14 protein-coding genes are annotated in these 14,190 nt (G+C 67.6%); 11 read left to right on the forward strand and 3 right to left on the reverse strand.

What is annotated here, in order from left to right:
* The 3 genes from NAM01S_RS29800 to NAM01S_RS29810 all read left to right on the forward strand — a co-directional run.
* Positions 1-870: amidohydrolase family protein (locus tag NAM01S_RS29800; protein ID WP_255284343.1), on the forward strand; the 870-nt coding region annotated here is incomplete at its 5' end.
* A gap of 243 nt (positions 871-1,113) precedes the next feature.
* Positions 1,114-2,301 (forward strand): glycosyltransferase 87 family protein, encoded by a 1,188-nt coding sequence (locus tag NAM01S_RS29805; RefSeq protein ID WP_067791607.1) that lies wholly within the window; start codon positions 1,114-1,116, stop codon positions 2,299-2,301.
* Between the two features lie 66 nt (positions 2,302-2,367).
* Complete coding sequence (locus NAM01S_RS29810) at positions 2,368-3,006, forward strand: class I SAM-dependent methyltransferase (protein ID WP_067791698.1); 639 nt, start codon at positions 2,368-2,370, stop codon at positions 3,004-3,006.
* Between the two features lie 230 nt (positions 3,007-3,236).
* On the opposite strand, the gene NAM01S_RS29815 is transcribed toward NAM01S_RS29810, so the two are convergent.
* A complete protein-coding gene (locus NAM01S_RS29815) occupies positions 3,237-3,674 on the reverse strand; it encodes a DoxX family protein (protein ID WP_067791609.1) in 438 nt (145 codons plus the stop codon).
* A 409-nt stretch (positions 3,675-4,083) separates the two neighbouring features.
* Between NAM01S_RS29815 and NAM01S_RS29820 the strand changes: the two genes are divergently transcribed.
* The 4 genes from NAM01S_RS29820 to NAM01S_RS29835 all read left to right on the forward strand — a co-directional run bounded on the left by NAM01S_RS29820 (position 4,084) and on the right by NAM01S_RS29835 (position 6,302).
* Positions 4,084-4,638 carry a GNAT family N-acetyltransferase gene (locus NAM01S_RS29820; protein WP_067791611.1) on the forward strand — a complete coding sequence of 185 codons (555 nt, stop codon included), beginning with the start codon at positions 4,084-4,086 and terminating at the stop codon, positions 4,636-4,638.
* Positions 4,639-4,665: 27 nt separating this feature from the next.
* Positions 4,666-5,115, forward strand: coding sequence for an RpiB/LacA/LacB family sugar-phosphate isomerase (locus tag NAM01S_RS29825; RefSeq protein WP_067791612.1), 450 nt, complete (start codon positions 4,666-4,668; stop codon positions 5,113-5,115).
* Positions 5,116-5,193: 78 nt separating this feature from the next.
* Positions 5,194-5,829, forward strand: coding sequence for a type 1 glutamine amidotransferase family protein (locus NAM01S_RS29830; RefSeq protein ID WP_067791614.1), 636 nt, complete (start codon positions 5,194-5,196; stop codon positions 5,827-5,829).
* Complete coding sequence (locus NAM01S_RS29835; RefSeq protein ID WP_067791616.1) at positions 5,826-6,302, forward strand: MarR family winged helix-turn-helix transcriptional regulator; 477 nt, start codon at positions 5,826-5,828, stop codon at positions 6,300-6,302. The genes NAM01S_RS29830 and NAM01S_RS29835 overlap by 4 nt, the downstream gene beginning before the upstream one ends.
* A 229-nt stretch (positions 6,303-6,531) precedes the next feature.
* Here the strand turns inward: NAM01S_RS29835 and NAM01S_RS29840 are convergent, their stop codons facing one another.
* Complete coding sequence (locus tag NAM01S_RS29840) at positions 6,532-7,287, reverse strand: HAD-IIA family hydrolase (RefSeq protein WP_174554883.1); 756 nt, start codon at positions 7,285-7,287, stop codon at positions 6,532-6,534.
* A gap of 202 nt (positions 7,288-7,489) precedes the next feature.
* Here NAM01S_RS29840 and fgd point away from each other — a divergent pair, with 202 nt between their 5' ends.
* Together fgd and NAM01S_RS29850 are read left to right on the forward strand one after the other, a co-directional pair.
* The gene (gene fgd, locus NAM01S_RS29845; protein WP_067791618.1) at positions 7,490-8,500 is read left to right on the forward strand and encodes a glucose-6-phosphate dehydrogenase (coenzyme-F420); all 1,011 of its coding nucleotides are present in this window, start codon (positions 7,490-7,492) and stop codon (positions 8,498-8,500) included.
* Positions 8,501-8,688: 188 nt separating this feature from the next.
* Positions 8,689-10,005, forward strand: a complete 1,317-nt coding sequence (locus tag NAM01S_RS29850; RefSeq protein WP_218018480.1) for a ferredoxin reductase family protein — start codon at positions 8,689-8,691, stop codon at positions 10,003-10,005.
* A 174-nt stretch (positions 10,006-10,179) separates the two neighbouring features.
* On the opposite strand, the gene NAM01S_RS29855 is transcribed toward NAM01S_RS29850, so the two are convergent.
* Positions 10,180-10,686, reverse strand: a complete 507-nt coding sequence (locus tag NAM01S_RS29855) for a nitroreductase/quinone reductase family protein (RefSeq protein ID WP_067791622.1) — start codon at positions 10,684-10,686, stop codon at positions 10,180-10,182.
* Between the two features lie 99 nt (positions 10,687-10,785).
* Between NAM01S_RS29855 and pta the strand changes: the two genes are divergently transcribed.
* Both pta and NAM01S_RS29865 read left to right on the forward strand, forming a co-directional pair.
* On the forward strand, positions 10,786-12,858 hold the full coding sequence (gene pta, locus NAM01S_RS29860; RefSeq protein ID WP_067791624.1) for a phosphate acetyltransferase: 2,073 nt from the start codon (positions 10,786-10,788) through the stop codon (positions 12,856-12,858).
* 103 nt (positions 12,859-12,961) lie between these two features.
* Positions 12,962-14,161 (forward strand): acetate kinase, encoded by a 1,200-nt coding sequence (locus tag NAM01S_RS29865; protein ID WP_067791702.1) that lies wholly within the window; start codon positions 12,962-12,964, stop codon positions 14,159-14,161.
* The last annotated feature ends 29 nt before the right edge of the window (positions 14,162-14,190 follow it).

A 14,190-nucleotide genomic window follows, 5' to 3' on the forward strand; every position in this document is an offset into this window, starting at 1 on the left:
GTGTTCGATGCCCATGTCCACATCATCGATCCGCGGTTTCCGCTGATCGAGAACGAGGGCTACCTGCCCGACCCGTACACCATCGCCGATTATCGAAAGCGCATGTCTCGCTTCGATATCGGCGGTGGCGCCGTGGTCAGCGCGTCGTTCCAGGGGACCGATCAGACCTATCTGAAGGCGGCGCTCGCCGAGCTCGGTGAAGGGTGGGTCGGGGTCACCCGGCTCGACCTGGACGCCTCGGACGAGGAGATCCTCGAACTCGATCGCGTCGGCGTGCGCGCGCTGCGCTTCAACCTCAAGCGCGCAGCCGCCGACATCACCCAGATGACGTTGCAGGCCCTGCGCGCCCACGAGCTGGCGGGCTGGCACGTCGAGTTGTACATGGACGGCCAGATGCTGGCCTCCCTGCAACCGGTGATCTCCAAGTTGCCCGCCCTGTCGGTCGACCATCTCGGGATGTCCGAGGAGGGGCTGCCTTTCCTGCTCGACCTCGTCGACCGCGGCGCCCGCGTGAAGGCGACCGGTTTCGGGCGGGTGGCGATGAACGTCGCGGAGACCCTGCGCCGCATCCACGCCGTGAACCCGCAGGCGCTGATGTTCGGCACCGATCTGCCCGGCACCCGGGCCGGACGCCCGTTCCGCGACTCCGACGTCGACCTGATCTGCGATGTGGTCGGCGTCGACATGTACGCGGTGCTGGAGGACAACGCCCGTTCCTTCTACCGGCTCCCCGCCAGGGAGCGCGTGGCGGAGGACCCGGTGCCGACGCTGCCGCTGCACCGCACCGAGCAGCCGACGCTGCCGCTGCGCCGCGACGAACTGCCGAAACCCGCACCGGCGGACACCATTCCGTTCAGGGCGATCGAGTGAGTCCTAGCTCCGGGTAAATCCGCGCGTCGAATTATGATGCGGCGCAAGCGCGTCCGCATCCGCCGAGACCATCGAGCCGACGAGCCGATATCGTCGAGGACGATGAGGTTTGGCAACGAGTGGCTGCGACTCGGTAGGTACTTCCCGTCGCGGCGAACAGAACGTACCCCGAGCACGCGGCCCCTGGAGTTTCCGCGGAGCACTGCGACTCTTCTCCTCCTGCTCGCCTGCGCGATCACCGCGGTGACACTGATCTTCACCACCGTCGACCCGTGGCTGGACAAAGCGGGCATTCTGGCGGGCGGGCTCGACGTGCACGTCTATCGGGACGGCGCTTGGCGGATACTGCACGACCACCCGCTGTACACCGAACCCACCGTGCGCGGGCTGCTCTATACCTACACGCCGTTCTCGGCGATCGTCTTCCTGCCGACCAACCTCATACCCTGGGAACTTACGAGTCCGATCTGGCTGACGCTGAACCTCGGTGTCCTGTTCGGCTGCGTCATGATGAGCTGGCGGCTGCTCGGCTACCGATGGACCGCGCGGCTGACTACGGTGAGCGCGCTGCTCGCGCTCACCTTCGCCTTCATCGAACCGGTCCGCACCACGCTGTTCTACGGGCAGATCAACCTCATTCTGATGCTGCTCGTGCTCTGGGTCTTCTCGCGTGACGAACACGCCAAGCTTCGGGGCGTGGGTGTCGGCATCGCCGCGGGCATCAAACTCGTGCCGCTGTACTTCGTCGTCCAGTTGCTCGCGTTGCGGCAATGGCGCTCGGCGGCCACGGCGGCGCTGACCTTTCTCGGCTCCGTCGTCCTGACCTGGCTCGTGCTGCCCGCCGACTCCCGCCAGTATTGGACCTCGACGTTCTTTCACTCGGAGCGCATCGCGCCGGACACCCATCCCGCCAACCAGTCCTTGCGCGGGGTCATCGCGCACTTGCTACACGGTCCCGCGCCGCTGTGGCTGTGGCTGCTGCTCGCGTTGCCGGTGCTGGCCGCCGGATTGGTTCTCACGACCGCGCTGCATCGGCACGGCGAACGGCTCCTCTCGGTCACGGTCGCGGGCCTGACTTCGTGTGTGGTGTCGCCGTTTTCGTGGGGGCATCACTGGGTGTGGTTCGTTCCGTTGCTCGTCTACCTGGTGCATCGGGCGCAGTCCAACCCGCGCTGGTGGTCGGCCGCCGCCGTCCTCTATCTCTCGATCGGCGGCTGGGCCTACCACTGGAGCGAAACCTGGGTCAGTATCGGCGTTTTCCTGCTGCCGCCGTCGTGGCCGATCGCACCGGTGTTGATGAACATGTACGTGATCGCGTACCTGGTTGCGCTCTGCGCGATCGCCCTCATGCTCCGCCGCCGCGCTCAGGCGAGCGCCAGTGAGCGCGTGACGGAATCGGATTGCGAGGAACCGGATTTGGTTCGCTGCTGAAAGACGCCCGACGCGAGCTGGACTGCGGCGGTCCGTCGCGCGTCGGCGGGGACGATGATGGTCGGCATGCGGATTGCAGATCGTTTGTGGGATTCAGTCGCCTCGCAGTTGGGACGACCGCACGGGATAGCCGGACGCGTGGTCGGCCGGATCCTCAATCGCGGCAACTACGCCACCGTGACCGCGGCGGTAGCGGCCGCGGAACCTACTCCGGGTGCGACGGTGGCCGATATCGGGTTCGGCGGCGGCATCGGGCTCGACAAGCTACTGGCGGCGGTCGGCGCTACGGGTGTCGTGCACGGCGTGGAGATCGCACCGACGATGATCGACGAGGCGGCCAAGCGGTTTCGGTCCGAGATCGCCGACGGTCGACTCGTGTTGCACACCGCCGCGATGCACGAACTACCTTTGCCCGCAGCATCTCTGGATGCGTTGATCAGCACCAACACCGTCTACTTCATCGAGGACCTCGCCCCGGCGTTCGCCGAGTTGGCGCGCGTGCTGCGCCCATCCGGTCGGGTGGTGCTCGGCATCGGCGACCCCGCCGACATGGCGCGTATGCCGTTCACCGAGAACCGTTTTCGGCTGCGGCCGATCGCGGAGATCACCGAGCGGCTGGCGGACGCCGGTTTGGTTGTGCGGGAGGACCGTCGTATCCGCAACGGGCGCATCGAGTTCCACCTGCTGGTCTGTGGGCGCCCATAGCCTTTCGTTCGGGCACTCTAGGGGTTCAGCGCTGTTCGGTGGGCGTGTCTCATGGACTCAGTGAGTCCGGCCGCGACGACGGCCACCTGGTGCGGAGCCCGGGCCGGGCCGCCGCGAACCAGATGGCCGCCTGATCGATCGCCGCCAACCCGACGGGCGATCGATCCGAGAACGCACGACCGGCGATCGGTGGGTGGTCCACCGATCGCCGCTCGTACTTTATGGATTTGTCATCGCGAGAGCGAGTCGCGCAGATCGGTGATGGTGGCGCGGCGCTCGTAGGCGATCCAGGCGAAGATCGCGGCAAGCACCAGCGGGAAGATTCCCATCAGGGGCTTGTCGGCGATGAAAGCCTGTGTCCCGGCGGCGAGTACGGTGAGAACGGACAGACCCGCGGCAGCCAAGGCACTGAGCCGCGGCACCATCAGGCCGATACCACCCGCGACCTCCGCGACTCCGATGAAGATCAGCAGGCCGAAGGGGATGGTCAAATTCTCGGGGGCGTTCTCCGTCAAGGTATTCGGAATAACCAACTTCGGCCCGCCCGAGGCGATGATGAAGAACAGGCCGAGCAGGATCTGCAGGGTCCACAGGACGCGGTTGCGGACCTTGCCGGGACGGTAGGTGACGTCGTTGGAGAAGCCGGCGGTGGAGTTGGCGGTGGTCATTTCTGGTCCTTCTGGTCGGTCGCGCCGGGTTGGTAGCGCGTTCAACGGATAGGACGGAGCACCGCCCGAGAACTCATCGCTGTCCGCGAAAATTCTCGAAACCGGGGTCGTACTGCCCCAGCGCCGGACTCCGCAGTGCTGCACCACCTGCGACTCGAGGTCGCGGGCCGCGCCTCTCCGAGCAGACATCCACGAGATCGCCGAGGAGCTCGACATCCGCCCTCGCAAAATCCACCGACACCGCAGTGGACCTCGACAGCGGTCGTGTGTACGAACCTTCGAGCCGACGATCGCTTCTCTACACGCGCAGGCGATCAGAAGCCGACAGCGCCGGTTTTCACTGTGAATACGTTGAGTCGCAAAGAGTTCGCGGCATCGCACCGTATTCGTGTAGGACCACACTGTGAGGATGCGCAACGTGACCTGGCCGATGCACCTACCCGACGAACGTTTGGACGACGGCGAGGTTTCGTTGCGGCCGTACACTTCCGCCGACGCCGAGCAGTTGTTTCGCGCGGTATGCGACGAACGAGCGTGGGAACACCTTCCCGGGAGAATCCCAAGCGATTTCGGTGAGCTCGATGCCGGCATCCTGGCGAGGGTCGCCGACGGACACTGGCTCACCTTCACCGTGCGCCGTGCGGGGGCGGTGGTCGGCCGGACATCGGTGATCTGGGAGAGTTCGGCCCCCGAGGGCGTGGAGATCGGCGGAACGCAGTTCGACCCCGCCGTCTGGGGTACCGGGGTCAACACGCGTGTGAAGCGGATGCTGATCCGGGAGGTGTTCGATCAGGGCGCGGCTTGGATCGGATTCCGAACCGACGAACGAAACAGTCGATCGGCGGCCGCGATTCGCAAGCTCGGTGCGACGGACCTCGGCGTACATCAGGACACTCTCATCCGCCGGGACGGCAGTGTGCGTCGCAGCCGGTTCTTCCGCCTCGACCGCCCGACGACGTACTGAGGGCCACCCGGCGCCTATCGTGGTGGCATGCGGATCTCGGTGGCGGCGGACGAGTACGTCGGGGTGGCAAGGGAACTGGTCGACGAGCTGGGTAGGCGGGGGTTCGAGGGTGTGTTGACGCACGGTGCGTTGTCGGAGGTCGAGCGGGACGACTGGGCTTGGGCCAGCGAGGCTGCGGCGCGTGATGTCGCGGAGGGGCGCGCCGACCAGGCGATCGTGTGTTGTTGGACGGGGACCGGTGCGTCGATCGCGGCGAACAAGGTGGCGGGGATTCGGGCCGCGCTGTGCGGTGATGCCGCGACGGCCGCAGGGGCGCGGAAGTGGAACGACGCGAATGTGCTTGCGCTGAGCCTGCGTTCGACTTCGGCGGCCGAGCTCACCGAGATTCTCGATGCCTGGTTCGCGGGGGAGCCGAGCGCGGACGCGGCCGATCGGGCGAATATCGCGCACTTGGCGAAGATCGAGCGGGGGCGCTGAGCCTTAGGGGTCACGGCCCGCTACGTCCGGTGGGATCAGCCATTGACAGTATCCTGTCAAATATGACAGCATACTGTCATGACGACGAAGACGGTGCACACCGCGATCTACGACACGCTCGCCGACTGGGAGGTCGGAGCCGCCACCGCGCACATCAACAACCCGGCCTGGCAGGTCGCGCCGGGCACGTTCCAGGTCAGGACGGTCGGACTCACTCGGGAACCGATCACCACCAAGGGCGGCATGCGCATCACGCCCGATCTCGCGCTGGACGAGTTGTCCCCCGCCGAGAGCGCGATGCTGATCCTGCCTGGCGCCGACACCTGGATGACCGGCGAACTCACCCCGTTCACCCGCAAGGCACGTGAATTCCTCGACGCGGGCGTTCCGGTCGCGGCCATCTGCGGCGCGACTTTCGGCCTGGCCAAGGAGGGTCTGCTGGACGACAAGGCGCACACCAGCAACGTCGCCGAATTCCTCCTCTACAGCGGCTACGCGGGCGCGGACCGCTACGTAGAGCAGCCCGCGGTGACCGACGGCAACGTCGTCACGGCCTCGGCGACAGCGCCGTTCGAGTTCGCCCGCGAGGTGCTCGGCTTGCTCGGCGTCTACGAACCGCACATCCTCGACGCCTGGTACCGGCTCTTCGCGCACAGCGATCCGGCGGCCTACGCGGAGCTCGACGCCTACGACAAGGCAGCATCGGGGGCATGACGCAAACACCGGAGCAGGAGCTGTTCAGCGCCGCCGCGATCACCTCGTTCCGGCTCAACGGCCAGTTCCTCGCCATCGCCGAGGAACTGGCCAAACCCGCGGGCATCACCGCGGCGTGGTGGCAGGTGCTCGGCGCGGTGCTGCACGAGCCGCTGCCCGTGGCGGGCATCGCGCGCGCCATGGGCATCACCCGCCAGAGCGTGCAGCGCATCGCGGACCTGTTGGTGGACAAGGGACTAGCCGAATACCGCCCGAACCCCGCGCACCGCCGCGCCAAGCTGGTCGCCATCACCGAGGAGGGCCACGCGGCCGTCCAGCGCATCAACCCCCGGCACGCGGTCTTCGCCGACCGGCTCGCCGCCGAGCTCGGCACGGACGAATTCGCCCGCATCGTCGAAGCGCTGACCCGGCTGTCCGCAGCGGTCGATGCGATGACCGAGCGCGAAGGCCGGCCGCCGAAATCCCGAGCGTGATCGCCGACCGACTCGCCGCAGAGTTCGGCGCCGAATTCGCCCACGCGTCGAGGCGCCGCCGGGTGCGCTCGATGCGATCACCAAGCTGCCTCGGGCAGCGGAGTTCGACCGAAGGAACACGCGCCTCGGCGAAACGCCGACCTCGAAACGCTGACTCGGCCGTCCACCACTGCCGCCCCGATCAGCGGCCAGATCAACGATCAGCGGACGCGGAAACCAGCGAGCCCTCTCAGTCGAACGGCTTGCCCGTACGCCCCACCAGATCCGCCACCGAATCGATCACGCTCGTCGGCCGATACGGATACTGCTCGACCGACGCCCTGGTCGAAATCCCACTGGTCACCAGAATGGTGCGCATCCCAGCCTCCAACCCGGAGATCACATCGGTGTCCATGCGATCGCCGATCATCACCGTCGACTGCGAGTGCGCGCCGAGGCGCCGCAACGCCGAACGCATCATCAGCGGGTTGGGCTTGCCGACGTAATAGGGCTCGCGGCCGGTCGCGCGGGTGATCAACGCGGCGACCGAGCCGGTGGCGGGCAGCACGCCCTCGCGGGACGGTCCGGTGGCGTCGGGGTTGGTGGCGATGAAGCGGGCGCCGCGTTCGACGAGGCGGATGGCGGTGGTGATGGCTTCGAAGGAGTAGGTGCGGGTCTCGCCGAGCACGACGTAGTCGGGGTCGCTGTCGGTCAGTACGTACCCGATCTCGTGCAGGGCGGTGGTGAGCCCGGATTCGCCCACCACGTAAGCGGTTCCGTTGGGGCGCTGATCATCGAGGAAGCTGGCGGTGGCTAGCGCGGAGGTCCAGATGGCCTCCTCCGGGATGTCGAGGCCGGTCTTGCGCAGCCGCGCCTGGAGATCGCGGGGTGTGCGGATCGAGTTGTTGGTGAGCACGAGGAACGGCGTTTCGTTGGCACGCAGTTCGGCGAGGAACTCGTCGGCGCCGGGCACCAGGTGCTCCTCGCTCACCAACACCCCGTCCATGTCGGTCAGGTAGGACAGGATCGGCTCGTTGTCTGCGTTCACCAGACAATTGTCGGTTATCCCGGCGCGCGAGTCAGCGGACTCGGCGCAGATGCGGCCGGTCACACACTCGTGCGACACCGTGACTATGGTCGAAGCAGGCCGTGCGAGAACGGGGTGCGGAAGGCCGCACCGGCACAGCGAAGCGACAGGAGTGGCGCACATGGGTGATCTGAAGCTCGGGTACAAGGCGTCCGCGGAGCAGTTCGGGCCGCGCGAGCTGGTGGAGATCGCGGTGCTCGCCGAGGAGCACGGTTTGGACAGCGCCTCGGTGAGCGACCACTTCCAGCCGTGGCGGCACAAGGGCGGGCACGCGCCGTTCTCGCTGGCCTGGATGGCCGCCGTCGGCGAGCGCACCAAGCGCATCCAGCTCGGCACCTCGGTGCTCACCCCGACCTTCCGGTACAACCCCGCGGTGATCGCGCAGGCCTTCGCGACCATGGGTTGCCTGTACCCGAACCGCGTCATGCTCGGCGTCGGCACCGGCGAGGCGCTCAACGAGATCGCCACCGGCTACACCGGCGAATGGCCGGAATTCAAGGAGCGTTTCGCGCGACTGCGCGAGTCGGTGGACCTGATGCGCGCGCTGTGGACCGGTGACCGCGTCGACTACGACGGCGAGTACTACCGCACTGTCGGCGCCTCGATCTACGACGTGCCCGAGGGCGGCATTCCGATCTACATCGCCGCGGGCGGCCCGCTGGTCGCGCGGTACGCGGGCCGCGCGGGCGACGGCTTCATCTGCACCTCGGGCAAGGGCATGGACCTCTACACCGAGAAACTGATGCCTGCCGTCGCCGAGGGCGCCGCCAAGGTCGGACGCACCGTCGAGGACATCGACAGGATGATCGAGATCAAGATCTCCTACGACACCGATCCCGAACTGGCGCTGGAGAACACGCGCTTCTGGGCGCCGCTCTCGCTGACCGCCGAGCAGAAGCACAGCATCACCGACCCGATCGAGATGGAAGCCGCCGCCGACGCGCTGCCCATCGAGCAGATCGCCAAGCGCTGGATCGTCGCCAGCGATCCCGACGAGGCCGTCGCCCAGATCCAGCCCTACCTCGACGCGGGCCTGAACCACCTGGTCTTCCACGCCCCCGGCCACGACCAGCGTCGCTTCCTCGACCTCTTCCAGCGCGACCTGGCCCCTCGCCTGCGCAAGCTCGGCTGAGAGGTTCGAACTCACTGATGGGTGGCGCCGTTGTGCCACCCATCGGCATGTTCGGCGTGCCAAGGCGGGCCGTCGCCGAGTCTTGCGGACACGCGTGACCATGAACCGGGTCGGCAGCGAAGTCGCGGTTACCGTGGGACGCGTGCCGACCGGGCGCAGCCGTACACCCCTTCGATCGGGAGGTAGTGGTGTCCGTGGTGGTTCGGGGTATCGGATGGTTCGCGCTGTATGTGGCGGTGCCGGTGGTGCCGCTGGTGTTCGCCGTGATCGGGCCCGTCGAGGGCGGCCGGGGTTTCTGGGTGGAATTCTCGGTGGCGCTGGGTTTCGTCGGTATGTCGATGCTCGGCGCGCAATTCGCGCTGGTCGCCCGGTTCCGGGCCGTGGCGGCGCCGTTCGGTGAGGACGCGCTGGTGCAGTTCCACCGCCAGATCTCCTATGTGGCGCTGGCGTTTATCCTCGCCCACCCGATCCTGTTGCAGATCGGTGGTATCGACATCGTGGCGCTGCTGAACCTCGCCGAGGCGCCTTGGCGCGCCCGCTGCGCGGTCGCTTCCACGGTGCTGTTGCTGATTTTGGTGGCGACCTCGGTGTGGCGGCAGCGGCTGCGGATCCGCTACGAGGTGTGGCAGCTGGCGCACGGCGTGCTGTCGGTGGCCGTGGTGGGGTTGGCGTTGGCGCACATGCTGCTGGTCGGCTATTACCTCGATTCGGTCTGGAAGGTGTTGTTGTGGCTATCGATGACGATCGCGCTGGTCGGGCTGCTGGTGTGGGTGCGGGTCGTCGCACCGATCCGGCGGCTGCGACGACCGTGGCGCGTCGAACGCATCACCGCTGAACGCGGCGACGCCCGCACCCTGACCCTGATCCCGGCCGGGCACAGCGGTTTACGTTTCGCGCCCGGGCAATTCGGGTGGCTGACCGTCGACCGGTCCCCGTTCGCGGTCACCGCCCACCCGTTCTCGTTCTCCTCCAGCGCCGAAGACCACGACCGTGTCGAGATCACCATCAAGGCGCTCGGCGATTTCACCTCCACCATCGGCGATATCGCCCCCGGAACCCGCGCCTTCCTCGACGGCCCGCACGGCGTGTTCACCCCCGACCGCCACGAAGGGCCGGGATTCGTCCTGATCGCGGGCGGTGTCGGTATCACGCCCATGAGGTCGATCCTGCGCACGATGGCCGACCGCGGCGACCGTCGCCCGTTCCTGCTGATCTACGCGGTGCGGACGGTGGCCGAGCAAACCTTCGACGACGAGATCACCGCGTTGGCGCAGCGTCTGGACCTCACCCTGGTGCTGGTCCCACAGGACCCGCCGCCGGATTGGCGCGGCGAAAGCGGGTTCGTAGATCGCGCGCTGCTCCAGCGGCACCTGCCCGAACGATATCGACGGCAGCAGTTCTTCGTCTGCGGACCCACACCGATGGTCACCGCCGTGGAGGACGCCCTCGCCGAGCTGAACGTACCGGCCGACCGCGTCCACACCGAACGATTCGCCTTCGTCTGACCCGGAAGGTCCGGTATGCGACACACCTACACCACCCGCGCCGTCTGGGTGATCACCGTCGTCCTGCTCGCCGCGTGCACATGGTTCGCCCTGGCCCTCGCCTGAATCCGAGCCGGCCTCGGCGCCTCCCGCTGGTCCACCGACTCGCCCGCGCGGGCGGAACGTCGGGTCGAATCAGGCGCGGGTCAACGCGAAGATCCGCAGGTCGCGGGTGGTGCGGTCGCGGTAGGCCGAGTACGCGCCGGTCACCTCGACGAACCGCTGGAAGATCGGCTCCTTGGCCGCGCCCTCGACCGGCGTCGCGGTGACCCGGATGCGCTCGCCCGCGATGGCGACGGTCGCGTTCGGGTCGGCGAGCAGGTTGGCGGTCCAGGCCGGGTGGTGCGCCTGGCCGAAGTTGCTGCCGATGACGTACAGCGTGTCGCCGTCGTGCACGTACAGCAGCGGCTGGGTGCGTGGCTGACCCGATTTGCGGCCGGTGGTGGTCAGCAGGATCACGGGAGCGCCGATCGGCCCGAGGATCGTGTACTTGGCGTCGGTGCGCTCGAGCACTCGGCGATCCAGTGGCGTGATCTTGCGAATCACCCACGACCCCGGCTTGGTCGCGGCGAACTTGTTCGCCACGCGGGACAGAAGATTGGTGCGCGAACCCCACTGCCGGTCCGGGAACTGCGTCGTCATACGCCGGAATATAGGCGAGGTCGGTGCGGAAAGTGATTTCCCGAATATTTGCCATCGGTTGGCGGAGTACCGGCGTGTCGGCTCACTAAGCTCGGGATCATGGTCGAATCCGCTCCGTCCACCGTCTACATCGCCTCTCCGGAGGGCGACACCGGAAAGTCGACGGTCGCGCTCGGCGTGCTGCAGATGCTGTGCGCCACCACCGCGCGGGTCGGGGTCTTCCGGCCGATCACCCGCTCGACCACCGAGCCCGACTACATCCTCGAGTTGCTGCTCGAGCACAGCACCGCCGACATCGACTACGCGCAGGCCGTCGGTGTCACCTACGAGCAGGTGCACGCCGATCCGGACGCCGCGATCAGCGAGATCGTGATGCGCTTCCACGACGTGGCCAAGGTCTGCGACGCGGTGGTGGTGATCGGCAGCGACTACACCGACGTGGCCAGCCCGAGCGAGCTGCGCTTCAACGCCAGGATCGCGGTGAATCTCGGCGCGCCGGTGCTGCTTGTGGTGCGCGGCTCGGATCGGACCCCGGACGAGATCAAGCAGCTGGTCGAGCTGTGCGCGAGCGAATTGCAGCAGGAGCACGCGGCGCTTGTCGCGATCGTCGCGAACCGCTGCGATCCGGACGAGTTGCGCGAGATCTGTTCCGTGCTCGGCGGTTTCGAGGTGCCGTCCTGGTCGCTGCCGGAAGTCCCGTTGCTGATCGCGCCGACGATGGCCGAGTTGTGCGAGGCGGTCGGCGGCGAAATGTACAGCGGCGACCCCGAACTGCTGCAGCGCGAGGCGCTGAAGGTGATGGTCGGCGGCATGACGGCTGAACACATTCTGGAGCGGCTGGTCGACGGCGTCGTGGTCATCGCGCCGGGTGACCGCTCCGATGTGCTGCTCAGTGTGGTCAACGCGCATGAGGCCGAAGGGTTTCCGTCGCTGTCGGGCATCATCATGAACGGCGGCATGCTGCCCCATCCCGCGGTCGCGCGGCTGATGGCGGGCCTGAAGCAGAAGCTGCCGATCCTCACCACGGATCTCGGCACCTACGACACGGCGAGCGCCGCGTACCGCACGAGAGGCCGGATGTCGGCGGGCAACCCGCGCAAGGTGAACACCGCGCTGGCACTGATGGAGCAGCACGTCGACGCGCCGGAGTTGTTGCGGCGCATCAGTGTTCCGCGCAGCTCGGTGGTGACACCGCAGATGTTCGAGTACCAGCTGATCGAGCAGGCAAGGGCCGACCGCAAGCGCATCGTGCTGCCCGAGGGCGACGACGATCGCATCCTGCGCGCGGCGGGCCGTGTGCTGCAGCGCAAGATCGCCGACCTGGTCGTCCTCGGTGACGAGTCCGCCATCCGCGCCAGGGCCGCCGAACTGGGCGTCGACATCTCCGAGGCCGAGGTGCTCGATCCGCGCACCTCCGGCTACCTCGACGAATTCGCCGCCGAATACACCGAATTGCGCAAGCACAAGGGCATGACGCTGGAGCGGGCCCGCGAAACCGTCGCCGACATTTCCTATTTCGGCACCATGATGGTCTACAAGGGCATCGCCGACGGCATGGTCTCCGGTGCGGCGCACACCACCGCGCACACCATCCGGCCGTCCTTCGAGATCATCAAGACGGTGCCGGGCGTCTCCACCGTCTCCAGCGTGTTCCTCATGTGCCTGGCCGATCGGGTGCTCGCCTACGGTGACTGCGCCGTCGTCCCGGATCCGAGCTCGGAGCAGCTGGCCGATATCGCGATCTCCTCCGCGCAGACCGCCGCGCGCTTCGGCATCGACCCCAAGATCGCCATGCTGTCGTATTCCACAGGCGAATCCGGCAGCGGCGCCGATGTGGACAAGGTGCGCGTCGCGACCAAACTGGTCCGCGAGCGCGCGCCGGAACTGTTGGTGGAGGGCCCGATTCAGTACGACGCGGCGATCGAGCCGACGGTCGCCGACGCGAAGCTGCCGGACTCCGAGGTGGCCGGGCGCGCGACGGTCTTCGTGTTTCCGGATCTCAACACGGGCAACAACACCTACAAGGCGGTGCAGCGCAGCGCGGGCGCCATCGCGATCGGTCCGGTGCTGCAGGGTCTGCGCAAGCCGGTCAACGACCTCTCGCGGGGTGCGCTGGTCGCCGACATCGTCAACACCGTGGCGATCACCGCCATCCAGGCGCAGGGGCAGTGACACCGCGCACCCCGCCGGAACGGAACAAACGTGCGGTGACCCGGGTTGCCGCCGGTAGGGACGTCGCTTCAGTGCGGGGTCTCGAGCAGACGCAGGAGGCATGATGAGCAACGACGACCTTGTGCTGGTGATCAACTCCGGCTCCTCGTCCATCAAGTACCAGCTGCTCGACCCGGAGACGGGCGCGGTCGCGGCCTCCGGACTGGTGGAGCGGATCGGGGAGCGCGAGGGCGCCGTGGAGCATCGCGCGGGCGAGCGCACCGTGCGGTGCACCGAGCCGATCGCCGACCACAAGGCCGGGTTGCAGCTGGTCTTCGACATTTTCGCCGAGACGGGCCACGATCTGGCCGGTGCGGGTGTGCGTGCCGTCGGGCATCGGGTGGTGCACGGCGGCGAGGTGTTCTACCAGCCGACGCTGATCACCGACGACGTGGTCGAGGAGATCTCGAAGCTGTCCGCCCTTGCGCCGCTGCACAATCCGGCCAACGTCACCGGCATAGAGAGCACCAGGGAGCTGCTGCCCGGCGTGCCGCAGGTCGCCGTCTTCGACACCGCGTTCTTCCACGGTCTGCCCGAGGCGGCTCGCACCTACGCAATCGACGCGAAAATCGCTGCCGCGCACGGCATTCGCAGGTACGGCTTCCACGGCACCTCGCACGAATACGTGTCAGGGCGGGTCGCCGAGGTGCTCGATCGTGACCCGAAGACCTTGCGCCAGATCGTCTTCCACCTCGGCAACGGCGCATCCGCGTCGGCGATCCGCGGCGGGCATCCGATCGACACCAGCATGGGGCTGACCCCGCTGGAGGGCTTGGTGATGGGCACCAGGGGCGGCGACCTCGACCCGGGCATCATCGGCCACCTGGTGCGCTCGGCCCACTTCGACGCCGACCGGATCGAGGAACTGCTCAACCGCAATTCCGGCATCAAGGGGCTCTCCGGCGTCAACGACTTCCGCGAGCTGCAACGGCTGATCGACGCGGGCGACGCCGCGGCCCGGCTGGCCTACGACGTCTACATCCACCGGCTGCGCCGCTACCTCGGCGCCTACCTGATCGAACTCGGCGGCGTCGACGCCATCGCCTTCACCGCCGGTGTCGGCGAGAACAGCGCCCAGGTCCGCGCCGACGCCCTGGCCGGTCTGTCTGGTTTCGGCATCGAGGTCGACCCGGCGCGCAACACCGCCGCCGACCGCACCGCCCGCCTCATCTCCCCGTCGAACGCCCCCGTCGCGGTCCTCGTGGTGCCGACCAACGAGGAACTCGCCATCGCCCGCGCCGCCCGGCAGCTCGTTTCGGACTAGAGATCCGGCCCGGCCGCTGTTCTTTCTCG

The organism is Nocardia amikacinitolerans NBRC 108937 (assembly GCF_001612615.1).
In the GTDB taxonomy this organism is placed as follows: domain Bacteria; phylum Actinomycetota; class Actinomycetes; order Mycobacteriales; family Mycobacteriaceae; genus Nocardia; species Nocardia amikacinitolerans.